23 protein-coding genes are annotated in these 23,922 nt (G+C 68.2%); 6 read left to right on the top strand and 17 right to left on the bottom strand.

The genetic code is table 11. From position 1 onward, the window contains the following. Positions 1–29 precede the first annotated feature (29 nt). Positions 30–599, top strand: a complete 570-nt coding sequence (locus J2X21_RS02565) for an arylesterase (protein WP_310324478.1) — start codon at positions 30–32, stop codon at positions 597–599. Between the two features lie 4 nt (positions 600–603). Here J2X21_RS02565 and J2X21_RS02560 read toward each other — a convergent pair whose 3' ends face one another. Then, complete coding sequence (locus J2X21_RS02560; protein ID WP_310324476.1) at positions 604–2,517, bottom strand: DUF6600 domain-containing protein; 1,914 nt, start codon at positions 2,515–2,517, stop codon at positions 604–606. A 70-nt stretch (positions 2,518–2,587) separates the two neighbouring features. Further along, positions 2,588–3,127 (bottom strand): peptide deformylase, encoded by a 540-nt coding sequence (def, locus tag J2X21_RS02555; RefSeq protein ID WP_310324474.1) that lies wholly within the window; start codon positions 3,125–3,127, stop codon positions 2,588–2,590. A gap of 306 nt (positions 3,128–3,433) precedes the next feature. On the opposite strand from def, the gene J2X21_RS02550 reads away from it, so the two are divergent. The 3 genes from J2X21_RS02550 to nirD all read left to right on the top strand — a co-directional run bounded on the left by J2X21_RS02550 (position 3,434) and on the right by nirD (position 7,604). Further along, entirely contained in the window at positions 3,434–4,390 is a 957-nt protein-coding gene (locus tag J2X21_RS02550; protein ID WP_310324471.1) for an MBL fold metallo-hydrolase, read from the top strand. A 341-nt stretch (positions 4,391–4,731) separates the two neighbouring features. Then, entirely contained in the window at positions 4,732–7,254 is a 2,523-nt protein-coding gene (gene nirB, locus J2X21_RS02545; RefSeq protein WP_310324468.1) for a nitrite reductase large subunit NirB, read from the top strand. 20 nt (positions 7,255–7,274) lie between these two features. Beyond that, positions 7,275–7,604 (top strand): nitrite reductase small subunit NirD, encoded by a 330-nt coding sequence (gene nirD / locus J2X21_RS02540; RefSeq protein WP_310324467.1) that lies wholly within the window; start codon positions 7,275–7,277, stop codon positions 7,602–7,604. Between the two features lie 73 nt (positions 7,605–7,677). Here the strand turns inward: nirD and ntrC are convergent, their stop codons facing one another. The 13 genes from ntrC to phaC form a co-directional block, all read right to left on the bottom strand. Further along, entirely contained in the window at positions 7,678–9,153 is a 1,476-nt protein-coding gene (gene ntrC / locus J2X21_RS02535) for a nitrogen regulation protein NR(I) (protein ID WP_310324465.1), read from the bottom strand. 33 nt (positions 9,154–9,186) lie between these two features. Then, a complete protein-coding gene (gene glnL / locus J2X21_RS02530) occupies positions 9,187–10,284 on the bottom strand; it encodes a nitrogen regulation protein NR(II) (protein WP_310324463.1) in 1,098 nt (365 codons plus the stop codon). 23 nt (positions 10,285–10,307) lie between these two features. Continuing rightward, complete coding sequence (locus tag J2X21_RS02525; RefSeq protein ID WP_310324461.1) at positions 10,308–10,799, bottom strand: hypothetical protein; 492 nt, start codon at positions 10,797–10,799, stop codon at positions 10,308–10,310. A gap of 99 nt (positions 10,800–10,898) precedes the next feature. Further along, positions 10,899–12,314, bottom strand: coding sequence for a type I glutamate--ammonia ligase (glnA, locus tag J2X21_RS02520; RefSeq protein WP_310324458.1), 1,416 nt, complete (start codon positions 12,312–12,314; stop codon positions 10,899–10,901). A gap of 162 nt (positions 12,315–12,476) precedes the next feature. Beyond that, positions 12,477–13,268, bottom strand: a complete 792-nt coding sequence (locus J2X21_RS02515) for a competence/damage-inducible protein A (protein WP_310324456.1) — start codon at positions 13,266–13,268, stop codon at positions 12,477–12,479. 4 nt (positions 13,269–13,272) lie between these two features. Further along, on the bottom strand, positions 13,273–14,106 hold the full coding sequence (locus tag J2X21_RS02510; RefSeq protein ID WP_310324453.1) for an EI24 domain-containing protein: 834 nt from the start codon (positions 14,104–14,106) through the stop codon (positions 13,273–13,275). Further along, positions 14,107–15,114: a sterol desaturase family protein gene (locus tag J2X21_RS02505; RefSeq protein ID WP_310325437.1), complete on the bottom strand. Its 1,008-nt coding sequence runs from the start codon at positions 15,112–15,114 to the stop codon at positions 14,107–14,109. Beyond that, on the bottom strand, positions 15,114–15,890 hold the full coding sequence (locus J2X21_RS02500) for a polysaccharide deacetylase family protein (protein WP_310324452.1): 777 nt from the start codon (positions 15,888–15,890) through the stop codon (positions 15,114–15,116). The genes J2X21_RS02505 and J2X21_RS02500 overlap by 1 nt, the downstream gene beginning before the upstream one ends. Next, on the bottom strand, positions 15,887–16,837 hold the full coding sequence (locus J2X21_RS02495) for a YncE family protein (protein ID WP_310324451.1): 951 nt from the start codon (positions 16,835–16,837) through the stop codon (positions 15,887–15,889). The genes J2X21_RS02500 and J2X21_RS02495 overlap by 4 nt, the downstream gene beginning before the upstream one ends. 138 nt (positions 16,838–16,975) lie before the next feature. Beyond that, positions 16,976–17,794 (bottom strand): TIGR00266 family protein, encoded by an 819-nt coding sequence (locus J2X21_RS02490; protein ID WP_310324450.1) that lies wholly within the window; start codon positions 17,792–17,794, stop codon positions 16,976–16,978. Between the two features lie 209 nt (positions 17,795–18,003). Continuing rightward, entirely contained in the window at positions 18,004–18,741 is a 738-nt protein-coding gene (gene phbB, locus J2X21_RS02485; RefSeq protein ID WP_310324448.1) for an acetoacetyl-CoA reductase, read from the bottom strand. Positions 18,742–18,779: 38 nt separating this feature from the next. Further along, positions 18,780–19,964, bottom strand: coding sequence for an acetyl-CoA C-acetyltransferase (locus J2X21_RS02480; RefSeq protein WP_310324446.1), 1,185 nt, complete (start codon positions 19,962–19,964; stop codon positions 18,780–18,782). Between the two features lie 10 nt (positions 19,965–19,974). Beyond that, entirely contained in the window at positions 19,975–21,636 is a 1,662-nt protein-coding gene (gene phaC / locus J2X21_RS02475; protein WP_404666570.1) for a class I poly(R)-hydroxyalkanoic acid synthase, read from the bottom strand. A 154-nt stretch (positions 21,637–21,790) separates the two neighbouring features. Here phaC and J2X21_RS02470 point away from each other — a divergent pair, with 154 nt between their 5' ends. Beyond that, complete coding sequence (locus tag J2X21_RS02470) at positions 21,791–22,057, top strand: hypothetical protein (protein ID WP_310324444.1); 267 nt, start codon at positions 21,791–21,793, stop codon at positions 22,055–22,057. Here J2X21_RS02470 and pgeF read toward each other — a convergent pair. Both pgeF and maiA read right to left on the bottom strand, forming a co-directional pair. After that, positions 21,980–22,705, bottom strand: a complete 726-nt coding sequence (gene pgeF, locus J2X21_RS02465) for a peptidoglycan editing factor PgeF (RefSeq protein WP_310324442.1) — start codon at positions 22,703–22,705, stop codon at positions 21,980–21,982. The two genes, J2X21_RS02470 and pgeF, sit on opposite strands and share 78 nt — an antisense overlap. After that, a complete protein-coding gene (maiA, locus tag J2X21_RS02460) occupies positions 22,695–23,330 on the bottom strand; it encodes a maleylacetoacetate isomerase (RefSeq protein WP_310324440.1) in 636 nt (211 codons plus the stop codon). Before maiA ends, pgeF begins: the two co-directional genes overlap by 11 nt. A 33-nt stretch (positions 23,331–23,363) precedes the next feature. Between maiA and J2X21_RS02455 the strand changes: the two genes are divergently transcribed. Then, a complete protein-coding gene (locus J2X21_RS02455) occupies positions 23,364–23,918 on the top strand; it encodes an NUDIX hydrolase (protein WP_310324438.1) in 555 nt (184 codons plus the stop codon). Positions 23,919–23,922 lie beyond the last annotated feature (4 nt).

Raw genomic sequence — 23,922 nt, 5'->3', positions numbered from 1 at the left:
GGGTGCTGGCCGGCTGGACGTCAGGGGTCATGGCTGCCGCCGAAGCACCTGTCGTGCTGGTGGTCGGCGACAGCCTGTCGGCTGAATACGGCATCGCGGCGGGCACCGGCTGGGTAGCCTTGCTGCAGAAGCGCCTGGCCGAGCAGAAGAAGCCGCATCGCGTCGTCAACGCCAGCATCAGCGGCGACACGACGGCCGGCGGCCGCAGCCGGCTGCCCGCGGCGCTGCGCACGAACAAGCCGGCCATCGTCATCATCGAGCTGGGCGGCAACGACGCGCTGCGCGGCCTGCCGCTGACGACCACGCGCGACAACCTGCTCGCGATGGCGCGCGCGGCCCAGCAGGCCGGCGCCAAGGTCGTCGTCGTGGGCATGCAGGTGCCGCCCAACTACGGCGCCCGCTATGCCAGCGACTTCGAGGGCTTGTTCACCGAGGTCGCCAAGCAGACGCGCTCGGGCCTCGTGCCCTTCCTGCTGAAGGGCGTGGCGGACCGCAAAGACGCGCTGGAGTGGTTCCAGCCCGACCGCATCCATCCGCTGGCCAAGGCGCATCCGACGATGCTGGACAACGTCTGGCCGGCGCTGAAGCCGCTGCTCTGAGGCTTCAGCGCTCGCGCTGCGGCACGCCGTCCTGGCGGCCGCGCTGCGGGCCGGCGTCGCGCGAGGGGGCGCGCTGCTGGGGCTGCGGCTGGGCTTGCGGCTGAGGTTGTGGCTGCGGCATCTGCATGCGCGGCTCCGGGCTGGCCTGACGCATGGGCATCTCGACGCGGCGCGGCTGCTCGACTTGCGGCGGACGCTCCGGCATCGGCGCGGCGCGTGGTTGCTCGACCTGCGGCACCGGCTGCACCCAGCGGCGCGGCTCCTCTCGACGCTCTTCACGACGTTCTTCCCTGCGCTCGTCGCGACGGTCCTGTGCACGCCAGGGCATGTTGCCGTCGCCACCGGCGCGCGGCGTCTCGAAGGACGGCCTCGGCTGGACGACCGGTGCCGGCTGGGGCTGCGCGGGCAACTGCGGTTGCGGCTGTGGTTGCGCCATCGCCGGCGCGGTCGGCTGCGCCACCGGGCGATCGGGCGAGCGCGACGGCTGGCCATCACGGCGCCAGGGCATCTGGCTGTCGCTGCGCCAGCCCATGCCGGCTTCGCGTTCACGCTGGCGCTGTTCCGCCTCGGGTGTGCGCACCACCGGCACGGTGGGCAGCTGCGCCGCCAGGTCGCCGCGGCCGGGGGCCGTGGGCAGCGGGCGGTTCCAGCCCGGCTCGGGCTTGCGGTCGGGGCCGCGCACCGGCAGCGGCTGGATGCCTGCGCCCGGCGCCGGCAGCGTGCTGACGGCCCTGGGCTCGTCGCGGTAGCGGTGCGGGCGCTTGACGGTCACCGGGTCGCGCACGTCGCGCGGGTCGTTGATGCGGTGCACATAGCGCGGGCCGTGGCGGTAGCTGGGCACATAGACCTCGCGCGGCGCCAGCGGATACCAGCCATAGCGCGGCGGCGGCGGGCGGTGGCCGCCACCGATGCTGATGCCCACGCTGACGTTGCCGCCACCGACCCAGCCGACCAGCGCCGGCGCGTAGACAGGGCGATGCACATAGGCGCCCGGCGCCCAGCACCAGCGGCCACCCCAGCTGACCCAGCGGCCATAGTGGAAGGGCGCGAAGCCCCAGGGCGCGTCATCCACCCAGGTCCAGCCCCAGTGGCGCGACCAGGCCCAGCGGCCATAGCGGTACGGCGCCCAGTCGGCGACGACCAGCGTGGTGGGAATCCATACATTGCCGTACTCGGACGACGACTCCCAGCGGCCGTAGCGGTCCAGGTCTTCGGCACCGGTCATCTCCGGCGACACATAGCGCGCGACGGGGCGGTCGCCCTCCTCGCGGCTTTCGGCCAGCACCCAGTCGCCGAAGCCGTCGGCGTGCAGCGGGCCGCGTTCGACACGTGGCCCGTCGGGCCACCAGAACTCGGCCTGCTCGCCGGTGCCCAGCACCGTCGGTGCCGCACTGCGAGACCATTCGAATCGCAGGCGCCCTTGCCACACATAGGCCTTGCTGCCGCGGTCCAGCTGCTCCACGCGGTACAGTCCCTCGCGCTCCGGCTGGGCCGTGCCCTCACGGGTGCGCAGCCGCGTCTCGGCCGCGTTCTCGGCATTGCGCAGGCGCAGCGCCACGTCGCCGCGGTCCACCTGCAGCAGCGTCTGGCCGTCGTCCAGCTGGCTCAGTTCCAGATCGCTGCGCTCGTCCACCCAGATCGTCGTGGAGCCCACGCGCAGCGACACGCGGCCGCGCTCGTCGGTGCGCACGCGGTCGCCCTCGCCCACCGTCTGGTTGCGCGTGAGGCGGGTCCATTCGCGGGTGTCGTGGTCGAACAGCCAGGCGTCGCCGACGACGTCCACCACGCGCGCGGCGCGCGACGGCGGGTCGCGCTCTGCGTCCTGCGCCTTGGCCGCGGGGACGATGGCCACCAGCAGGGCCAGCGCCAGGATGCGCCAGTGGCGGCGCGTCAGAACAAGCTTGGGATCGGCGGGCATGGGCTTGATGCTCCTTTGCGACCACGTAACGCATGCGGCGAACCCGCGGTGCACGACGCTTACAAACGTTTCAATCGTCGTCGGCCATCGGGTCCAGTTCCGGGAACAGCACGGACGTGAAACCGAAGCGCGTGAAATCCGTGACGCGCATGGGGTAGAGGATGCCGTCCAGGTGGTCGCACTCGTGCTGCACGACGCGGGCGTGGAAGCCGTCGGCGATGCGGTCAATGGCGTTGCCGTCGGCATCGACGCCGGTGTAGCGGATGCGCTCGTCGCGTTCAACGACGCCGCGCAGGCCCGGCACCGACAGACAGCCCTCCCAGCCCTCGGTGCGGCCGCCGTCCAGCACCTCGATGACCGGGTTGATCAGCACCGTGGGCGGCACGGGCGGCGCGTCCGGGTACCGCACGTTCTTCGTGTAGCCGAAAATGACCAGTCGCAGGTCGACGCCGATCTGCGGTGCCGCCAGGCCGGCACCGTTGGCGGCGGCCATGGTCTCGAACATGTCCGCGATCAACGCCTTCAGCGCCGGTGTGCCGAACTCGGTGACCGGCTTGGCGACGCGCAGCAGACGCGGGTCGCCCATCTTCAGAATTTCGTGCACCGCCACCGCGGCCTCCTTGGGCTATCGTTAGGGTCTGTTAGCCCCACGGCAATGGGTCGCGAAGGCCCGCCGCAAGGGGCCAATCAAGGCGTAGCGCGCCGCCCGCACTCGTGTGCGGGCTTGCGGTGCAACGCCGAGTGGCCCCTTGCGACGGGCCTTCCCGAAGGGTTGTCACCAAAATGGCTGCGCGCGTCGTTGCAATGCTCGCCGGGTGGCCAACGCGGCTCCGCTTTGCGCCTTGCTCGCGGCCATTTTGGTGGCAACGCGACCCGTTGCCGTGGGGTTAACAGGCCCCGCGATTCTAGGAACCCCATGCTTGATTTCATCGAAGACCTCGGCCATGGCATCTATGCCATCGACACGGGCTTCCAGCGCCCACGCTTCGATGCGGCCTATCTGATGGTGGAGGACGGCCGCGCCGCCTTCATCGACACCGGCACGAACCACGCGGTGCCGCGGCTGCTGGCGGCGCTGAACGCGCTGGGCCTGGCGCCCGACGCGGTGGAATGGGTCATCCCCACGCACGTGCACCTGGACCACGCCGGCGGCGTGGGCCTGCTGATGGAGGCGCTGCCGAGCGCGCGCGCGCTGGTGCATCCGCGCGGCCTGCGTCACATGGTGGACCCGAAGGCGCTGTGGCTGGGCGCGCTGGCCGTCTATGGCGAGGCCGAGATGCAGCGCAGCTACGGCAAGCTGGTGCCGGTGCCGGCCGGACGCGCCGAGGCCAGCCATGACGAGCAGGTGCTGATGCTGGCCGGCCGGCCGCTGCGCCTCATCGACACGCCGGGCCACGCCAGGCACCACCACGCGATCTGGGACGAGCGCAGCCGCAGCTGGTTCACGGGCGACACCTTCGGCCTGTCGTACCGCGCACTGGATGTGGACGGCCGCGCATGGATCCTGCCGACCAGCACGCCGGTGCAGTTCGAGCCCGACGCGCTGAGGACGACCGTGGCACGGCTGCTGGAGGCACAGCCCCTGGCCATGCAGCTGACGCACTACGGCCGCGTGGGCGGCTCGGTGGAGGAAGTGCGCCGGCTGGCGGCGCTGATGCTGGACCAGGTGGACGAGATGGTCGCGCTGGCCCTGTCACTGCGCGACGCCCCCGACCGCCACGAGCGCCTGAAGGCCGGCCTGCTGGACGGCTACTTGGCGCGGCTGCGCGCGCACGGCCATCCTGCCGGCGCCGAGGCCGCCGACTGGCTGGCGCTGGACGCCGAGCTGAACGCCCAGGGCCTGGAAGTCTGGTTGGAGCGTCCGGCACGCTGAGGCTGCCGCACTTGCGCCGGGCGACTCGCCCCGTTCAGGTGCGCGGCGGCTGAGCGTCGCACCGCACCAGTGCCGTGCATCCGGCGCGGCATCTCCCTACCGGGGAAAAGGCCATAGCCAAGGGCAGGCACAGCTCTTGCGAAAGACATGGCGAGGCGCCGCGCGCGAGCGGGCTCCCGATCTCTTCAAACCATCGCCAACGGCGGCGAGTGCCTCGCAGACCAGAGCCCTTCAGGGCGCTGCTGCGCAGGCAGTCTCTAGAAACCGCGCCCGCAAGGGTGCCGCCGTAGGTGCTGGCTTTGCTGTCCACGCCCGAGGCGGCTGTTGTTGACAGGAAAGCCATGCATATCGTCCTCATCGGCCACGGAATGGTGGGCCAGAAATTTCTCGAATCCCTCGCCGAGGGCCCCGCAGCTGCCGATGTGCAGGTGACGGTGCTGTGCGAGGAGCCGCGGCCGGCCTATGACCGCGTGCACCTGTCCGAGTTCTTCTCGGGCAAGACGGCTGAGGACCTGTCGCTGGTGCCCGCTGGCTTCTTCGAGAAGTACCCCGCCTTCCAACTGCGCCTGGCCGCCAAGGCCACGGCCATCGAGCGCCGCGACAACACGGTGACGCTGGCCGACGGCGAGGTCGTCCACTACGACAAGCTGGTGCTGGCCACCGGCTCCTACCCCTTCGTGCCTTCGGTGCCGGGCCGTGACCGCCCGCACTGCCATGTCTATCGCACCATCGAAGACCTGGAGGCCATGCAGGCCTCGGGCAAGGTCTGCAAGAGCGGCGTCGTCATCGGCGGCGGCCTGTTGGGCCTGGAGTGCGCGAAGGCGCTGCGCGACATGGGCCTGCAGACGCATGTCGTCGAGTTCGCCCCGCGCCTGATGGCAGTGCAGGTGGACGAAGGCGGCGGCCGCGTGCTGCGCGAGAAGATCGAAGCGCTGGGCGTGCAGGTGCACACCAACCGCAACACCGTCGAGATCGTCGACGGCGCGACGGCCCGCCACCGCCTGGTGTTCACCGACGGCACCTGGCTGGAGACCGACATGCTGGTGTTCTCCGCCGGCATCCGCCCGCGTGACGAACTCGGCCGCCAGAGCGTGCTGGCCATAGGCCCGCGCGGCGGCGTCGTCATCGACGACCACTGCCTGACCAGCGACCGCAACATCTACGCGATCGGCGAAGTGGCGTCATGGCGCGAACAGACCTTCGGCCTGGTTGCGCCCGGCTACGACATGGCCCGCATCGTCGCCCGCCACATCACCGGCGACACCGAGGCCCTCTTCGGCGGCGCCGACATGAGCACCAAGCTCAAGCTGATGGGCGTGGACGTGGCCAGCATCGGCGACGCGCATGGCAAGACGCCCAAGTGCCGCAGCTACCAGTTCGTCGACGAGCGCAAGCAGATCTACAAGAAGATCGTCGTCAGCGAGGACGGCCAGTTCCTGCTGGGCGCCGTGCTGGTGGGTGCCGCCGAGGAGTACGGCACGCTGCTGCAGATGGCGCTGAACGGCATCAAGCTGCCGGCCGACCCCGAGTTCCTGATCCTCCCCAGCAGCGACGGCAAGGCCGCCGTCGGCATCGGCCCCGACGCGCTGCCCGACAGCGCCCAGCTGTGCTCGTGCAACAACGTCACCAAGGGCCAGATCTGCGCGGCCGTCGGCGAGGGCTGCACGACGATGGGCGACATCAAGGCCTGCACCAAGGCCGGCGCCACCTGTGGCGGCTGCGTGCCGCTGGTCACGCAGGTCATGAAGTTCGAGATGGCCAAGCGCGGCATGGCCGTCAACAACCACATCTGCGAGCACTTCCCGCACTCGCGCCAGGAGCTGTACCACCTGATCCGCGTGGGCGGCATCAAGAGCTTCAGCGAGCTGCTGGCCAAGCACGGCACCGGCCTTGGCTGCGACATCTGCAAGCCCGCCGCCGCCAGCATCCTGGCCTCGTGCTGGAACGACTTCGTGCTGAAGCCTGACCTCGCCGCGCTGCAGGACAGCAACGACTATTTCCTCGGCAACATCCAGAAGGACGGCAGCTACTCGGTCGTGCCGCGCATGCCGGGCGGCGAGGTCACGCCCGACGGTCTCATCGCCGTGGGCCAGGTGGCCAAGAAGTACGGCCTGTACACCAAGATCACCGGCGGCGCGCGCGTCGACATGTTCGGCGCCCGCGTCGAGCAACTGCCCTTCATCTGGGAGGAGCTGATCGCTGCCGGCTTTGAATCGGGCCATGCCTACGGCAAGTCGCTGCGCACGGTGAAGAGCTGCGTGGGCAGCACCTGGTGCCGCTACGGCGTGGACGATTCCGTAGGCCTGGCCGTCGAGATCGAGAACCGCTACAAGGGCCTGCGCGCGCCGCACAAGATCAAGTTCGGTGTCTCGGGTTGCACGCGCGAATGCGCCGAGGCGCAGGGCAAGGACGTGGGCGTCATCGCCACCGACAAGGGCTGGAACCTCTACGTCTGCGGCAACGGCGGCATGAAGCCGCGCCACGCCGAGCTGATCGCCAGCGACCTGTCCAAGACCGACCTGATCAAGTACATCGACCGCTTCCTGATGTTCTACGTGCGCACGGCAGACCGCCTGCAGCGCACCAGCACCTGGCGCGACAACATGGAGGGCGGCCTGGACTACCTGCGCGATGTCGTCATCAACGACACGCTGGGCCTGGGCGCCGAGCTGGAGGCCCAGATGCAGGCGGTGGTCGACACCTACCAATGCGAGTGGAAGACCGCCGTCACGACGCCGGAAGTGCGACAGCGCTTCCGCAGCTTCGTCAACAGCGACAAGGCCGACGAGCAGATCGTCTTCGTCGAGGAGCGTGGCCAGATCCGGCCGGCCCGCGCCGAGGAACGTGAAGAGCAACCCGCCTGAGCCCATTCAAGGAGTAACGCATGAGCCAGACCTTCACCCCCATCTGCAGCGTCGACCAGATCCTGCCCAACACCGGCGTCGCGGCGCTGGTGGACGGCCGCCACGTGGCCGTGTTCCGCGTCGGCAGCGACAAGTTCCACGCCATCGACAACATCGACCCGCGCTCCGGCGCCAGCGTGCTGTCGCGCGGCCTGATCGGCAACCTCGGCGAGCGCACGGTCGTCGCGTCGCCCCTCTACAAGAACCATTTCGACCTCAGCACCGGCGAATGCCTGGAGGCGCCCGAGCAATCGGTGCGCGCCCATGCCGTGCAGGTGCAGGACGGTCGCGTGTTCGTCGCACTGAACTGAAGAAGCGCTGGAGAGAGACAAACAAAAACGGCCGGCGTGTTGAACGCCGGCCGTTTTGCTTTGCCGCGGCGGATCAGACGTCCAGGCCCAGCTCCTGGATCTTGCGCGTGATGGTGTTGCGGCCTATGCCCAGCTTCTGCGCGGCCTCGATGCGACGGCCGCGCGTGATGTCCAGCGCGGTCAGGATGAGTTGGGCCTCGAAGCGCTTGGTCAACGCGTCCCACACATCGGTCTCGCCGGCGGCCAGGCGGGCGCGGGCGTCGGCGGCCATGTCGGCCAGCCAGCCCTCGCCGCTGCTGGTGCTGGCGGGCGCGGCCGCCGGCAGCGGTGCGGCCGCGGCAACGCTGGCCGTCGAGGCTTGCGGGTTCGCGGCCATGACCGATGGCGCAGCCACGTAGCCGGGCTGCAGTTCGTCGGGCAGGTCCTTGGGTTCGACGACCTGGCTGGGCGCCATGACGCTGAGCCAGTGGCAGATGTTCTCCAGCTGCCGCACGTTGCCGGGGAACTCGAAGTTGGTCAGCACGGCCAGCGCCGCATCGCTCAGGCGCTTGGGCTCCACGCCCAGTTCCGTCGCGCTGCGCTGCAGGAAGTGGCGGGCCAGCGCGGGCACGTCTTCCTTGCGCTCGCGCAGCGGCGGCAGGCGCAGGCGGATGACGTTGAGGCGGTGGAACAAGTCCTCGCGGAACACGCCCTGGCGCACGCGCTCTTCCAGGTTCTGGTGGGTGGCGGCGATGACGCGTACGTTGCTGCGCATCGGGCTGTGGCCGCCCACGCGGTAGAACTGGCCGTCGGACAGCACGCGCAGCAGCCGCGTCTGCAGCTCGAAGGGCATGTCGCCGATTTCGTCCAGGAACAACGTGCCGCCATCGGCCTGCTCGAAGCGGCCGCGACGCGACGCCTGCGCACCGGTGAAGGCGCCGCGCTCGTGGCCGAACAGCTCGCTCTCCAGCAGGTCCTTCGGAATGGCCGCCGTGTTGATGGCCACGAACGGGCCTTCGCCACGCGGGCTGTGCTTGTGCAGCGCGCGCGCCACCAGCTCCTTGCCCGAGCCGCTCTCGCCGGTGATCATCACCGTGACGTTGCTTTGGGATAACCGGCCAATCGCGCGGAACACGTCTTGCATCGCCGGCGCCTGGCCCAGCATTTCGGGCACCTGCGCGGCGGCCTCCTGCTCGCCGGCCTCGCGCTGGCTTTCCTCCTGCGCGCGGCGGATCAGCTCCACGGCGCGCGGCAGGTCGAAGGGCTTGGGCAGGTATTCGAAGGCGCCGCCCTGGAAGGCCGACACGGCGCTGTCCAGGTCGGAGTAGGCCGTCATGATGATGACCGGCAGTGCGGGCAGCCTGGCCTTGACCTTGGCCAGCAGTTCCAGCCCCGAGCCACCCGGCATGCGGATGTCGGAGACCAGCACCTGCGGGGTGTCGTCGTCGAGCGCCGCGAGCATGTCGCGCGCATTGCTGAAGCTGCGCACGGGCAGCCCGTCGCGGGCCAGGGCCTTCTCGAGCACGAAGCGGATCGAGTGGTCGTCGTCAACAACCCAGATGGATTTCATGCGTTTCCTCAGCCGCGCCCATCACCTTGTGGGTCAGGGGAGCGGCAGCGTGATTCTGAAATTTGTCAGGCCTGGCTCGCTCTCGCAATCGATCATCCCTTGATGCTGCTGGGCGATCGTCTGCGCAAGCGTGAGTCCGAGGCCGGAACCGCCCTCCCGTCCCGATACCAGCGGAAAGAAGATGCGATCCCGGATCTCGGCGGGGACGCCGGGGCCGTTGTCCTCGACATGCAATTCCAGTGCCAAGCGCCAGCGCTGCTTGCCGATGGTGACCTGCCGGGCCACGCGCGTGCGCAGCGCGATCTGCGCGTCGCCGACCGCGATGCGCGCATTGAGCACCTGGGCCGCGTTCTGCACGATGTTCAACACCATCTGGATCAGCTGCTCGCGGTCGCCGCGGAAGTCGGGCAGCGAGGTGTCGTAGTCGCGCTGGATGCTCAGCCCTCGCGGATGCTCGATCAGCACCAGCGAGCGCACGCGCTCGCAGATCTCATGGATGTTGACGTCGCCCACCACCTGCGCGCGGCGGTGCGGCGCCAGCAGCCGGTCGACCAGGCTTTGCAGCCGGTCCACCTCGTGCACGATGACCTGGGTGTATTCGTTCAGCTCGGGGTTGTCGTCCTGCAGCTCCATGGCCAGCAGTTGCGCCGCGCCACGGATGCCGCCCAGCGGGTTCTTGATCTCGTGGGCCAGGTTGCGCGTCAGCTCCTTGGTGGCCTGCACCTGGTCCAGCGTGCGCTCGTCGCGGTCCTGCCGCGCCTGCTGCGCGATCTCGATCAACTCCACCAGCACGCGCGGCTCGCCGTCGTCACCGGCATCCATCTGCGACACGATGACATGCACCGGCAGGCCATCCTCGTGTGCCCAGGCGCCGCGACGCAGCTGGGCGTCGAAACGGCTGCTGGAGTACTGGTTGGCGGCCACGCCGGCCAGCGTCTCGGTCAGGCGTTGCGGGTCGTCGAACCAGTCGGGCAACTGGGCCTTCTGCACCGCGCGGCGCGACAGCCGCATCGTGTTCTCGAAGGCGGTGTTGGCGAACAGGCACTCGCCTTCGGCGCTGACGACGACCACCATGGTCGCGAGCAGATCGAGGCCGGCGAACTCGGCCGGGAGCAGGGATGTATCAGTCATGGCGCACCGAGGCGCCATGCGCCTCAGGGGAGTTTGGCGATCTCGCGCTTGAGGGCCTGCACGTCGGCCTCGTGGCGCGCGATGCTGTCCTTGAGTTCGGCCATGCGATCCAGATACTTCTGGTAGTTGCGCTCGTCACCGCGGCGCTCGCCCTGGCCGTTGTTGAATTCCCTCTGCGCACCTGCGAGGCGTTCCTCGGCCTGGCGTAGTTCGGTCTGCAGCACGCGGCGGCGCTCGTCGTCGCGCACGCGCTGCTGGCCGGCATCGACGCGGTTGTCACCACTTCGCGCTCCCGGTGCGGCAGCGGGCGCCGACCCGGCGGCGCGCGGCCGCGGTGCCTGCACAACGGTGATGGGCGTGCCTTCTATCGTGCGGCACCCCTTCTCGTTCGCTTCCTTGGCGGACAGCGCATCGGTGTACAGCACCGGCGGCCCCGGGCAGCGGTAGACCGTGCCCTGTGCCTGCGCACCCAGGCTTGCGGTGGCGAACAGAAGTGCCAGCAGTCGGTTCAGCATGGCGGGATTGTGGCTCAGCCCGATCAATGAAAAAGGGGCCGCGACCGCGGCCCCCTTTCTGGGGACAAGCAAAGGCAGCGTTGAGGCTGCCCATGTTCATCACAGCGCGTAGTACATGTCGAACTCGACCGGGTGGGTCGCCATGCGGAAGCGGGTCACTTCCTGCATCTTCAGCTCGATGTAGGCATCGATGTAGCTGTCGGTGAACACGCCACCCTTGGTCAGGAACGCGCGGTCCTTGTCCAGGTAGTCCAGGGCCTGGTCCAGGCTGTGGCAGACGGTCGGGATCTTCGCGTCTTCTTCCGGCGGCAGGTGGTACAGGTCCTTCGTGGCGGCTTCGCCCGGATGGATCTTGTTTTCCACGCCGTCCAGACCAGCCATCAGCAGGGCCGAGAAGGCCAGGTACGGGTTGGCGGAGGGGTCCGGGAAGCGCGCTTCGATGCGGCGGCCCTTGGGGTTGCCGACGTACGGGATGCGGATCGAGGCCGAGCGGTTCTTGGCCGAGTAGGCCAGCTTGACCGGGGCTTCGAAGCCGGGCACCAGACGCTTGTACGAGTTCGTACCGGGGTTGGTGATGGCATTCAGCGCGCGGGCGTGCTTGATGATGCCGCCGATGTAGTACAGCGCGAACTCGCTCAGGCCGGCATAGCCGTCGCCAGCGAACAGGTTCTTGCCGTCCTTCCAGACGGACTGGTGAACGTGCATGCCAGAGCCGTTGTCGCCCACCAGGGGCTTGGGCATGAAGGTCGCGGTCTTGCCGTAGGCGTGAGCGACGTTGGCGATGATGTACTTCTGCAGCTGCAGCCAGTCGGCGCGCTGGACCAGCGAGCTGAACTTGGTGCCGATTTCCATCTGGCCGGCGTTCGCCACTTCGTGGTGGTGAACTTCGACGGGGATGCCCATCTGTTCGAGGATCAGGCACATCTCAGAGCGCATGTCCTGGCCGCTGTCGACCGGGGGCACGGGGAAGTAGCCGCCCTTGACGGTGGGACGGTAGCCGCTGTTGCCGTGCTCGTATTCCTTGGACGAGTTCCAGGCGCCTTCTTCGGATTCGATCTTGAAGAACGAACCGGACATCTCGTTGCCCCAGCGCACGCTGTCGAACACGAAGAACTCGGGTTCCGGACCGAAATAAGCCGTGTCGCCCAGGCCGGACGACTTCAGGTAGGCCTCGGCGCGCTTGGCCAGCGAGCGGGGATCGCGCTCATAGGCCTTGCCGTCGGTCGGGTCGATGACGTCGCAGGACAGGATCAGCGTCGGCTCTTCGAAGAAGGGGTCGATGTTGGCCGTGTTGGGATCGGGCATGAGCAGCATGTCCGAAGCCTCAATGCCCTTCCAGCCAGCGATGGAGGAACCGTCGAAGGCGTGACCCGACGTGAACTTGTCTTCATCAAAGTGGGACACGGGCACGGAGACGTGCTGCTCCTTGCCACGGGTATCGGTGAAGCGGAAGTCGACGAACTTGACTTCGTTCTCCTTCACCAGGTTCATCACATCGGCGACGGTCTTGGCCATCAATTGCTCCTAGCGGATTCGAGGGTGGTTTGCCGCCGCGAGCACACACGCGCTCGCAGCCACGGGGGAAATCTAAGCAGTTTGCATGCCAACGTGCACCGACATGGGTTGTGTCCGGCCGGCGCTGGGCATTATGTGGGGACGCTGTTTGCAGCGAAACACCTATCGCACCATTTCGGTGCTTATGGTTGCACCAAATTGGACAACGCCCCGCTTCAGGGCATCGTAGGCTGCCTCAAGCCGGTCGGCGTCGCCCTTGACGCCCAGCTCGATGCAGCGCCCCCATTGTGGATGATCCACACTGGGCAGGCTGAACACCTTGACGCCGGCGAAGTCGGCCTCGACGGCCTCCATCAGCGGCGTCAGGCTGGCTTCCATGGCCCCCTGCACGATCAGCGAGCGCTCGATGACGCCCGGGCTGCGGTGCAGTTGCGGGTAGCGATCCAGCACCCAGCCCATCATGGGATGGGCCATGACCGGGAAGCCGGGCACGAAGTGCACGTTGCCGACGTAGAAACCGGGAATCTTGTTGTACGGGTTGGGGACGAGGCCCGCGCCCTCCGGGAAGACGCCCATCTCGAAGCGGCGGTGCGTGTCCGGGTGGTCGGCGTCGGCCGTGAGGCCCTGCTCGGCAGCGGTCTGCTGCACGCGCTGCCAGATCAGCTCGCGCGCCTCGGGGTGCAAGGCGAGCGGCCGGCCCAGCGCCGCGGCGGCGGACTGGCGCGTGTGGTCATCGGGCGTCGCGCCGATACCGCCACAGCTGACGATGAGGTCACCGCTGGCGAAGGCCTCCCGCAACTTCTCTGTCAGCAGCTCGCGGTCGTCGCCCAGGTACTGGGCCCACGCGAGCTGCATGCCGCGCTCGGCCAGCAGTTCGATGAACTTGGCGAGATGCGAGTCGCGGCGCTTGCCGGACAGGATCTCGTCGCCCACGATGATCAGACCCACTTGCATCGTTTCAGCTTTCGATCAACACGGCCGATTCGGCCACCGGCTCCGCCGCGCGCAAGGCCTGCAACGCCGTCAGCGCGTAGTGCGTGAACCAGGCGGTGGAGAACGCGAACACCAGCGTGTACAGCCAGATGGCCAGCAGCACGACGAAGGGCGCAAAGATGATGGCCGCCACGCCCGAGATGGCCCAGATCAGCGACGGCACCGCGCCCAGGTAGCCGCACACCACGCCCATGACCAGCATGGGGGCGCGATGCGCCTTCAGCAGCGCGCGGCGCTCGTCGGCCGAGGCATGGTCGGCCAGCACGTCGAAGCCGAACACGCGGTAGGTCAGCCAGCCCCAGATCAGCGGCGGCAGCACCATGACCAGCGGCGGGATCAGCCACAGCGGCATGCTCAGCACTATGAGCACCAGCGCCAGCAGCGTGGCACCCAGCGACGCGGCGACGCTCTGCGCCAGCGTGGCGCCGCGCTTCTTCTCCAGCAGCGGGAAGCGCCGCTCGGCCACGAGACGCACGATGGCCGGCGTCATGCACAAGGCCACCAGCAGCAGGCTCAGCAGGATGACCACCGGCACTACGCCCGCGAGCACGACGATGTTGGCCAGCACGCTGCGGAAGGACTGCAGGCCGAAGGAGTCCAGCCAGCGCAGCAGGCTCTCCACCAGCAGCCAGCTCTCCAGCGTCGCACGCACCTGGGCGATGGCGCCTTCCCAGAAGAAGTACATGAAGCCGAACACCAGCACGCCGCTGATGAGCAGCGGCAGCAGCGACAGGCCGATGACGCGCGGGTGCAGGCAGTAGGCGGCGGCGCGCCAGAACGAATCGACCAGTGATTGCATCTAGGACCTGTTGGCGTTGCCCAGCGGGGGTGGCGACGGCGCGCGGCGCAGCGTGCCGGCCAGGCGTTTCAACCCCAGCCACTGCTGGCGCCAGAAGCCCTCGCCGTAGTCGCGCCCGCCCTCTTCCGGCAACTGGTCGCGCACGCCGGTGGCGTCGTAGCGGTTCTCGAAGTTGGCCGTGCGGAACAGCAGGTCCCACACCGGCAGCAGCACCCCGAAGTTGTGGCCGCCCAGCGTGCCGCGGCCTCCGCTCTCGTGCCCGATGCCGATGCTGTGATGCAAGCGGTGGAAGCGCGGGCTCACCAGCAGCCGCTCGCCGATGCGGCCGAAGGTGATGCGCGCATTGGCGTGCTGCAGGCTCTCGTGCAGCTGTGTGATGACGGTGATGGCAACGAACTGCCCCGGCTCCACGCCGATGACCCGCGCCAGCAGCGCCATCGCGGTGGCCACGATGACGTCGTCCAGCAGGTGATTGCGGTTGTCGCTCCACATCGTCATCTGGCGCTGGCTGTGGTGCAGGCTGTGCAGCGCCCACCACCAGTTCCAGCCGTGCTGCCAGCGGTGCAACCAGTAGCCGGCGAAGTCGAACACGACGAGGTACAGCAACAGGCTGACCCACGCGATGTCGATCACGCCGGGCCAGAGGCCATCCAGCTGCCAGCTGGGCATGCCGGCCAGCCGCAGCTCGGCGGCAATGCCGTCCCAGACCGGCTCGATGCTGAAAAACATCAGCAAGTGCACCAAGCCCAGCCGGTGGATCAGCGTGTAGAACACGTCCACGCGGATGGCGGCGTGGTCGGTCACGGGCTCCACGGGCCAGCGGCGTTCCAGCACGCGGATGCCGACCAGCATGATGACGATCTGCATCAGGCCCAGCAGCAGCCAGCCGGTGGCGTCGAAGGCGTCTTCCAGCAGGTTGCCCAGGCCCAGGCCGAACACCACCGGCTGCACGACGTTCTCGTACAGAAGCAGCTGCAAGCTGTCGAAGGTGTTGGAGATCCAGTCGATCACGGCTTCTTGAACAGGGGACCGTAGCGCGGATGATCGCGCAGCGGCGCAAAGCATAGTCCGCGTTGCGTGAGGCCGCTCAACAGCGGATCCAGCACCGCGGGCGCCCACGGGTCTTGCCGCTCCCAGATGCCCAGATGGGCCAGCAGGATGTCGCCCGGCTTGATGTCGCGCAGCGCCTTCTCCAGCAATTGCGCATTCGGGTGCGCCTGGCTGGGCAGCTCGTCACCGAGGAAGCCCGCGCGGCTCCAGCCCACATGCGTGAAGCCGCAGGCCTTGGCCGCGCTCAGCAGCGCGGGCGACGCGCGCCCGGCCGGCGCGCGGAAGATGGGCCCCAGCGGCTTGCCGGTCATGGCCTGGAAGCGCTCGCCGACCTGCTTCAGGCTGGCGCAGTACTGCTCGGCGCTCAGCTCGCGCACGACGGGTTTCTGCACGCCGGCCTGGGTGCGCACCTTGAAGCGGCCCACCTTGCCATCTGCGTCCGGCAGGTCGGCCATCCAGATGTCGTGGTCCCAGGTGTGGGAGCCGAAGTCATGCCCTTCGGCCGCCCGCTCGCGCCACCAGGGCGCCCAGGTCTCGTCCAGCGTCGTGCCGCCGGTCTGCGTGGGTTCGCTGGCCAGGAAGAACGTGACCTTGGCGTTGTGCTTCTTCAGCGTCTGCGCCACCAGCGGCGCGACGCCCATGTGGCCGGTGTCGAAGGTCAGATAGACCGGCTTGTCGCAAGCCGGCTGCGCCGCGGCCGTGGTGGCCGCCAGCGCGAGAAGCAAGGCCTTCATAGCCGGGGCTGATGGTCCAGCGTCCAGATGCCGTGCGGCGACTTGCCCACGCGGACCTGGCGCACGACCTTGCGTGTGCTCGTGTCGATCTGCGTGACCTTGCCGGCCCAGCGCGACGTGACCAGCAGCGTCTTGCCATCGGTCAGCAGCTCCATGTCGTCGGGACCGGCCGGCGCGGGGTATTGGTCCACCACCGTGAAGCTGCCGATGTCGATCTTGCTGATGGTGTTGGCCGCGCGGTTGGACACCAGCACATGGCGCTTGTCGCCCCAGGCACGGAAGGAATGCGCGCCGTCGCCCGTCTGGATGCGGCGCGCCAGCTTGGGCGCCGGGCCGCTGACATCCCAGACCTCGACGAACTTGTCGCCCGTCAGGCCCACCATCAGGTGCTTGTCGTCCGGCGTCAGGTACAGATCGGCCGGCATCTTGCCGACGGCCTGCTTCCACTTGATGGCCTGCGTCGCGAGGTCGATGGCCAGGATCTCGTCGCTGTCCTGCAGGCTGACGTAGACCGTGGTGCTCTTGGTGTCGATGTTCAGGTGGCTGGGCGTCTTGGGTGCGCGGATGCGCTGGACCAGTTGCAGCGGCTCAAGCGCGGCACTGCCCTGCCAGCGGTACAGGTCCACATGGTCCAGCCGGTTGGCGGCCGTGATGAACCACTTCATGTCCGGCGAGAAGCGCAGGTGGTAGGGGTCGGGAATGTTGCGCAGCACACGCTGGACCTCGGCCGTGCGCGGGTCCACGAAGGTCAGCGAATCGCCCAGCGCGTTGGCGACGATCAGCGACTTCTCGTCGGGCGACAGGTAGAGGTGGTGCGGCTCCTTGCCAGTCGGGATGCGCTTGACGACCGTGAAGCTGGCCGGATCGACGACGGCGATGTCGGCGCTCAGCGAATTCAGCACGAAGACCGGCGGACGTACCTGCTGGGCCTGGGCTGCCAGAGCCATCATCAATCCCAAGGCGACCGCCCAACTGCGCAACATCCAGCTCTCCAATGGAAAGGGCGGCACGCTGCCGCCCTGTCGTCGAGTTTATCCGTGGGGGCCTGACGGGCCCCTGTCCCAGATCAAGCCCAGCGTTGAGTCCTACTCGTCATCCCCGCCCAGGATGCCGCCCAGGATGCCTGCGCCGGCAAAGCCGCCCAGCACGGAACCTTCCTCACGGCCGCCGCCACCGGTCTGCGGCGCCGCCGCGAAGATGCGCGAGGCCAGGCGCGAGAACGGCAGGCTCTGCAGCCAGACCTCGCCGGGGCCGGTCATCTTGGCCAGGAACAGGCCCTCGCCGCCGAACAGCGCCGTCTTGATCTTGCCAACGTACTGGATCTCGAAGTTCACGTTGGGCGTGTAGGCCACCACGCAGCCGGTGTCCACCAGCAGCGTCTGCCCGGGCTGCAGCGTGCGGCGCACGACCGTGCCGCCGGCATGCACGAAGGCCAGGCCGTCGCCTTCCAGCTTCTGCATGATGAAGCCCTCGCCGCCGAAGAAGCCTGTGGACAGCTTCTGCTGCAGCGCGATGCCCAACGACACGCCGCGCGCCGCGCACAGGAAGGCGTCCTTCTGGCAGATCAGCGTGCCGCCCAGCTGGCGCAGGTCCATGGGCAGGATCTTGCCGGGGTAAGGCGCGGCAAAGGCCACGCGCTGCTTGCCGCCGCCGTTGTTCGTGTAGACCGTCGTGAACAGCGATTCGCCGGTGATGAGCCGCTTGCCGGCGCCCAGCAGCTTGCCGAAGAAGCCGCCACCCTGGCTGGCCGAGCCGTCGCCGAACACCGTGTCCATGTTGATGCCGGCATCCATGAACATCATGGAGCCCGCTTCACCGATGGCCGCTTCGCCGGGGTCCAGTTCGACCTCGACGAACTGCATCTCGGCACCCTTGATCTCGTAATCGACTACGTCCATCGCCATGCTGCTCTCCTGAAAATCCTGGCTGAAAAACGGGCCGGATCATAGTGAATCCGCCTGCTGTCGCCGGTGCCAGACGCGAGCACCGCCGGCACCGCAGGTTTGCAGGGGCCAGCGCCCGCGAATTCACCCGGAAGGCGTTGTCCCGTGCATGAGAAAGCCGGCCCCTCGCCGTGCGCGGGACCGGCTCGAATGGCGTTGTCCCGGAGGATTCAACCCATGTGCAGACCGCCGTTGCAGGAGAAGTCCGCGCCGGTCGTGAAGCCGCTGTCGTCGCCGGCCAGCCAGGACACGATGGAACCGATCTCCTCGGGCGTGCCCAGGCGCTTGACCGGAATGGTCGCGACGATCTTCTCCAGGATCTCGGGCTTGATGGCCTTGACCATGTCGGTGCCGATGTAGCCGGGGCTCACGGTGTTGACCGTCACGCCCTTGGCCGCCAGCTCCTGCGCCAGCGCCATCGTGAAGCCGTGCATGCCGGCCTTGGCGGCGGAGTAGTTGGTCTGGCCGGCCTGGCCCTTCTCGCCGTTGACCGACGAGATCTGGATGATGCGGCCCCATCCCTTCTCCACCATGCCCGGCACGACCTGCTTGGTCACGTTGAACATGGAGTTCAGGTTGGTGTCGATGACGGCCTTCCAGTCGTCGGGCGTCATCTTCAGGAACATGCGGTCCTTGGTGATGCCGGCGTTGTTGACCAGCACATCGATGGCGCCGTGCTCGGAGATGGCCTTCTGGAAGGCCTCGACCGTCGAGTCCCAGTCGGCCACGTTGCCGACCGACGCGTAGAACGTGAAGCCCAGCGCCTTCTGCTCGTCCAGCCACTTCTGGTAGTCGCGGCTGGGGCCGCAACCGGCGATGACCTTGAAGCCGGCCTTGGCCAGGCGCTGGCAGATCGCGGTGCCGATACCGCCCATGCCGCCGGTCACGTAGGCAATCTTCTGGCTCATTGATGTCTCCTTGTGGTTGGAGTGGGGAAAGTTGTTGTTCAGCGTTCGACCGTGAGCGCAACGCCCATGCCGCCGCCGATGCACAGCGATGCGATGCCCTTCTTCGCGTCACGCTTGACCATCTCGTGCAGCAGCGTGACCAGCACGCGGCAGCCGCTGGCGCCGATGGGGTGGCCCAGCGCGATGGCGCCGCCGTTGACGTTGACCTTGCTCGTGTCCCAGCCCATCTCGTTGTGCACGGCACAGGCCTGGGCCGCGAAGGCTTCGTTGATCTCCAGCAGGTCCAGGTCCGCAGCCTTCCAGCCGGCACGCTCCAGCGCGCGCTTGGCGGCGGGCACCGGGCCCATGCCCATGTAGGCCGGGTCCAGGCCGGCCGACGCATAGGACGCGATGCGCGCCAGCGGCGTCAAGCCCAGCGCTGAGGCCTTGGCGGCGGTCATCACCACCACGCCGGCGGCGCCGTCGTTCAGGCCCGAGGCATTGCCTGCCGTCACGCTGCCGGCCTTGTCGAAGGCGGGGCGCAGGCCGGCCAGCGCTTCGGCGGTGGACTTGCGGTTGATGAACTCGTCGGCCGCGAAGACGATGGGGTCGCCCTTCTTCTGCGGAATCGTGAACGGCACGATCTCGTCCTTGAAGCGGCCGGCCTCCTGCGCCGCGGCGGCCTTCTGCTGCGAGCCCAGCGCCAGCGCGTCCTGCTGCTCGCGGGTGATGCCGTACTTCTTCGCGATGTTCTCGGCGGTGATGCCCATGTGGTACTGGTTGTACACGTCCCACAGGCCGTCGGTGATCATCGTGTCGACCATCTTCCAGTCGCCCATGCGCTGGCCGTCGCGCGAGTTGGGCAGCACGTGCGGGGACAGGCTCATGCTCTCCTGACCGCCGGCGATGACGATGTCGCTGTCGCCGTCGCGGATGGCCTGGGCCGCCAGCATCACGGCCTTCAGGCCCGAGCCGCAGACTTTGTTGATGGTCATGGCCGGCACGGCATTCGGCAGGCCGCTCTTGATGACCGCCTGGCGCGCAGGGTTCTGGCCCACGCCCGCGGTCAGCACCTGACCGAGGATGACCTCATTGATCTGGTCGCCCGCCAGGCCCGTGCGGCGCAGCAGGTCCTGGATGACGGCAGCACCCAGTTCGCTGGCGGGCGTCTTGGCGAGCGTGCCGCCGAACTTGCCGATGGCGGTGCGCGCGGCGGCGACGATGACGATGTCTTCCTTGCTCATAACGGTCTCCTTAAGCCTTGACCTTGACGTAACGGCCCGGTGCGGGCTCGATGGGTTTGAACTTGCGGTTGCCCGGCGTCTTGGGCGCGGGCTTCTTCTCGCCGGCGTGCGACGCCAGCCATTCGGACCAATCCGGCCACCAGCTGCCCGGGTGCTCGGTGGCGCTGGCGAACCAGGCGTCAGAGTCGGCCGGCAGCGTCGCGCCCTTGCCGACCCAGTGGCTGCGCTTGGCGGGCTTGCCGGGCTTGGGCGGCGGGTTGATGACGCCGGCGATGTGCCCGGACGCACCCAGCACGAAGCGCTTCTTGCCCTTCAGCAACTGCGTGCTGCGGTAGGCGCTGGTCCAGGGCACGATGTGGTCTTCGCGCGAGCCATAGATGTAGACCGGCGCGGCTATGGCGCCCAGGTCCAGCTTCTCGCCGCAGACGGTGAGCTTGCCCGGCTGCTTCAACTCGTTCTGCAGATAGGTATGGCGCAGGTACCAGCAGTACATGGGGCCCGGCAGGTTGGTGGAGTCGCCGTTCCAGTACAGCAGGTCGAAGGCCGGCGGCGCCTCGCCCTTCAGGTAGTTGCCGACGACATAGTTCCAGACCAGGTCGTTGGGCCGCAGGAAGCTGAAGGTCGTCGCCAGTTCCTGGCCGTGCAGCAGCTGCGGGCCCTTGGGCGACTCGACGCCCAGCGTGGCCTCGCGCAGGCGCACCATGGCCTCGTCGACGAAGATGTCCAGCACGCCGTTGTCTTCGAAGTCCAGCAGCGTGGTCAGCAGCGTGAGGCTGGCCGCGGCCTGTTCGCCGCGTGCGGCCAGCACGGCCAGCGCCGTGGCGAGGATGGTGCCGCCCACGCAGAAGCCCAACGCGTTGATCTTGTCCTGGCCCGAGATCGCCTGCACGACGCGGATGGCCTGGATGGCGCCCTCCTCCACGTAGTCGTCCCAGCCCAGATGCCGGACCGACTCGTCCGGGTTGCGCCAGCTGACAACGAACACGCGGTGGCCTTGCGACACCGCATAGCGGATCAGCGAGTTGTCCGGCTGCAGGTCCAGGATGTAGTACTTGTTGATGCACGGCGGCACCAGCAGGAAGGCGCGCTGGTGCACCTCGGGCGTCAGCGGTTCGTACTCGATGAGCTGGAACAGCTCGTTCTCGAACACGATGTGGCCCGCCGTGGTGGCCACGTTCTTGCCGACCTCGAAGGCGCTTTCGTCAGTCTGCGACACATGGCCGCGCTGCACATCGCCCCACAGGTGCTGCAGGCCGCGCGCCAGCGTCTCGCCCTGGCTGTCCAGCGCCAGCTTCTGGGCTTCAGGATTGAGCGCCAGGAAGTTGCTGGGCGAGGCCGCGTCGACAAACTGCTGCACGGCGAAGCGGATGCGCGCCTTGGTCTTGTCGTCGGCTTCCACGGCAGCGGCCATCTGCTGCAGGGTCCTGCCGTTCAGCAGGTAGAGCTGCGTCATGAAATGAGCCGCCGGATTGGCCCTCCACTCGGGCGCGGCGAAACGGCGATCGCTGATCGTGGGCGCCTCGCCCTGGCCCAGCGACGCGTTCCACAGCGCGGTGGCCTGCTTCAGGTAGTCGGCCTGCAGTTCGGCCAGAGTCGCCGGCGATATCTGCGGCAGGTGGGCCATCTGCTGCATCAGGTCCGAGAAGGCCTGCCCATCAGTGGGGGGCGGCATGTCGTTCTTCTTGCGCGTGGCCATGAATCTCCTAGGAACTCTCCGTCGGGACGGTCTTGTGAAGACCATTGCAATAAGCTTGCCACATTCGGGCGAGCACGGTTGTTGTAACCGTATGCGCCGACATGCCTATGACACCGGTCAAAAGCCCCTCATGTATCTCATCGCCATTGCCTGGGCCTATGTTGCGTTGATGATGGCCGCCGCCGAAGCGACGAGCCCTCAGGGCACACTGTTCGGCGCCTTCATCACGCTGATGCTCTACGGCATCCTGCCGCTGGGCCTGCTGCTCTACATCCTCGGTACGCCGGGCCGCCGGCGGCGCAAACGTGCCGCGGAGGCCTCAGCGCAGGCTGATGCAGGCGGCCATGCGGCCGCGGGGCCGGCCCAGGGACTCGCCCCGGAACGAGAAGAAGCGTGAATCATCGGTCAGCGTGCACCACGTGCCGCCGCTGATTTCGGTGACACCGGCACCACGCAGCCGTTCGCGAGCGAGCAAGGGCAGGTCCACGCGCCAACGAGGCTGAGGATTCGGTCGGAACAGAAAGCCGGGCTGGTCTAGCTCGATGGCTTCACGGCCAAAGGCCGCGACGACCTCCGGCCCCACCTCGAAGGCCGCGGGGCCTATGCAGGCGCCCAGCCAGGCCTTCACGTCGCGAGGTTCGCAACCCGCTGCGGCGCACAGCTCGGCGACGGTGTTCTCCAGCACACCGGCCGCAAGGCCGCGCCAGCCCGCGTGCGCGCCGGCCACGCCGCCCGGCGCCGAGAACAGCACCGGCAGGCAGTCGGCGACGAGGATGGCGACAGCCAGCTCCGGATCGGTGGACACCGCCGCGTCGGCCTGGGGCGCGTTGTCGTCGTTCCAGTCGGGGCGCAGGCGCACGACGTCGGCGCCGTGCACCTGGTCCAGGAAGATGGGGCGCGCGCCCAGCCGTCGCGCGACCTCGGCCCGGTTGGCCTGAACCTCCGCGGCATCACCGGCCTTGCGGCCGCAATTGAAGCCGCGGGTGGTCATGAAGGCCGTCGTGCCGGTCCAGTCGGGATGCAACCACTGCGTGTCAACCGGCATCGGGGCAGGCCTCGGGTCGGGTGTTGGCAAACGCCGGCAGCGCCAGGCAGGCCGCGTTGATGCGCAGGACCGTGGGATAGGCGTCCAGCGGGCATTCGAAGCGCTGCGCGTTGTAGACCTGCGGCACCAGCAGGCAGTCGGCCAGACCCGGCGTGTCGCCGAAACAGAAGGCGCTCGCCGTCTGCGCCAGGCGTTGCTCGACGATGGCCAGGCCGGTCGCGACCCAGTGGCGGTACCAGGCGTCGATCTGCGCCTGCTCGTGGCCCATGTTGCTCTTCAGGTAACGCAGCACGCGCAGGTTGTTGATGGGATGGATGTCGCAGGCGATGTCCATCGCGAGCGCGCGCACGCGGGCACGGCCCAGCGCATCGCGCGGCAGCAGCGGCGGCTCGGGATGGGTCTCGTCCAGGTACTCCAGGATGGCCAGTGACTGGCTCAGCCAGGTGCCGTCGTCCAGCTCCAGCGCCGGCACCAGGTGCGAGACCTGCTGCTGCGCAAAGCTGCCGGCGAACTGTTCGTTCTTCTGCAGATGGACGGACACGTAGTCGGCGCTCAGGCCTTTCAGCGCCAGGGCTATGCGCACGCGCCAGGAGGCGCTGGAGCGGAAGTAGTTGTAGAGCTTCATGGGCTGAAATTTAGCGCCTCTAAACTCGACCACATGCCCTTCCCCAGCCGCTTCAAACATTGCTCGAACTGCGGTGCCGCCGTGGACTACCGCGTGCCGGCCGACGACAACCGCGAGCGCGCGGTTTGCCCGGCCTGCCACACGATCCACTACCAGAACCCGCTGAACGTGGTGGGCACGCTGCCGGTGTGGGAGGCCGACGGCCGCGTGCTGCTGTGCCGTCGCGCCATCGAGCCCCGCTACGGGCTGTGGACGTTGCCGGCCGGCTTCATGGAGCTGGGCGAAACGACGGCGGAAGGCGCGCTGCGCGAGACGCAGGAAGAGGCCGGTGCCGACGTGGAGATGGGGCCGCTGTACACGCTGCTGAACGTCGTGCGCGTGGGCCAGATCCATCTCTTCTACCGGGCGCGGCTGCGCTCGCCTGAGTTCAATCCCGGCCCCGAATCGCTGGAGGCCCGGCTGTTCGCCGAGGACGAGATTCCCTGGGACGAGATCGCCTTCAAGACCACGCGCGAGACGCTGCGCTGCTTCTTCGACGACCGGCGCCAGGGCCGCGCCTTCCAGTTGCACGCCATCGACATCCCCTGAGCGT

The organism is Roseateles asaccharophilus (assembly GCF_031458115.1).
Taxonomy (GTDB): domain Bacteria; phylum Pseudomonadota; class Gammaproteobacteria; order Burkholderiales; family Burkholderiaceae_C; genus Pelomonas; species Pelomonas asaccharophilus_A.
Note: the sequence above shows the minus strand (reverse complement) of the source record. Positions and strands in the feature narration are given on the sequence as shown.

Excerpts from the sequence above, each read along its gene's own strand:
- J2X21_RS02565 (WP_310324478.1), top strand. The coding sequence starts at position 30 with ATGGCTGCCGCCGAAGCACCTGTCGTGCTGGTGGTCGGCGACAGCCTG.
- J2X21_RS02560 (WP_310324476.1), bottom strand. The coding sequence starts at position 2,517 with ATGCCCGCCGATCCCAAGCTTGTTCTGACGCGCCGCCACTGGCGCATC.
- J2X21_RS02550 (WP_310324471.1), top strand. The coding sequence starts at position 3,434 with ATGCTTGATTTCATCGAAGACCTCGGCCATGGCATCTATGCCATCGAC.
- nirB (WP_310324468.1), top strand. The coding sequence starts at position 4,732 with ATGCATATCGTCCTCATCGGCCACGGAATGGTGGGCCAGAAATTTCTC.
- nirD (WP_310324467.1), top strand. The coding sequence starts at position 7,275 with ATGAGCCAGACCTTCACCCCCATCTGCAGCGTCGACCAGATCCTGCCC.
- ntrC (WP_310324465.1), bottom strand. The coding sequence starts at position 9,153 with ATGAAATCCATCTGGGTTGTTGACGACGACCACTCGATCCGCTTCGTG.
- glnL (WP_310324463.1), bottom strand. The coding sequence starts at position 10,284 with ATGACTGATACATCCCTGCTCCCGGCCGAGTTCGCCGGCCTCGATCTG.
- J2X21_RS02525 (WP_310324461.1), bottom strand. The coding sequence starts at position 10,799 with ATGCTGAACCGACTGCTGGCACTTCTGTTCGCCACCGCAAGCCTGGGT.
- glnA (WP_310324458.1), bottom strand. The coding sequence starts at position 12,314 with ATGGCCAAGACCGTCGCCGATGTGATGAACCTGGTGAAGGAGAACGAA.
- J2X21_RS02515 (WP_310324456.1), bottom strand. The coding sequence starts at position 13,268 with ATGCAAGTGGGTCTGATCATCGTGGGCGACGAGATCCTGTCCGGCAAG.
- J2X21_RS02510 (WP_310324453.1), bottom strand. The coding sequence starts at position 14,106 with ATGCAATCACTGGTCGATTCGTTCTGGCGCGCCGCCGCCTACTGCCTG.
- J2X21_RS02500 (WP_310324452.1), bottom strand. The coding sequence starts at position 15,890 with ATGAAGGCCTTGCTTCTCGCGCTGGCGGCCACCACGGCCGCGGCGCAG.
- J2X21_RS02495 (WP_310324451.1), bottom strand. The coding sequence starts at position 16,837 with ATGGCTCTGGCAGCCCAGGCCCAGCAGGTACGTCCGCCGGTCTTCGTG.
- J2X21_RS02490 (WP_310324450.1), bottom strand. The coding sequence starts at position 17,794 with ATGGCGATGGACGTAGTCGATTACGAGATCAAGGGTGCCGAGATGCAG.
- phbB (WP_310324448.1), bottom strand. The coding sequence starts at position 18,741 with ATGAGCCAGAAGATTGCCTACGTGACCGGCGGCATGGGCGGTATCGGC.
- J2X21_RS02480 (WP_310324446.1), bottom strand. The coding sequence starts at position 19,964 with ATGAGCAAGGAAGACATCGTCATCGTCGCCGCCGCGCGCACCGCCATC.
- phaC (WP_404666570.1), bottom strand. The coding sequence starts at position 21,636 with ATGCCGCCCCCCACTGATGGGCAGGCCTTCTCGGACCTGATGCAGCAG.
- J2X21_RS02470 (WP_310324444.1), top strand. The coding sequence starts at position 21,791 with ATGTATCTCATCGCCATTGCCTGGGCCTATGTTGCGTTGATGATGGCC.
- pgeF (WP_310324442.1), bottom strand. The coding sequence starts at position 22,705 with ATGCCGGTTGACACGCAGTGGTTGCATCCCGACTGGACCGGCACGACG.
- maiA (WP_310324440.1), bottom strand. The coding sequence starts at position 23,330 with ATGAAGCTCTACAACTACTTCCGCTCCAGCGCCTCCTGGCGCGTGCGC.
- J2X21_RS02455 (WP_310324438.1), top strand. The coding sequence starts at position 23,364 with ATGCCCTTCCCCAGCCGCTTCAAACATTGCTCGAACTGCGGTGCCGCC.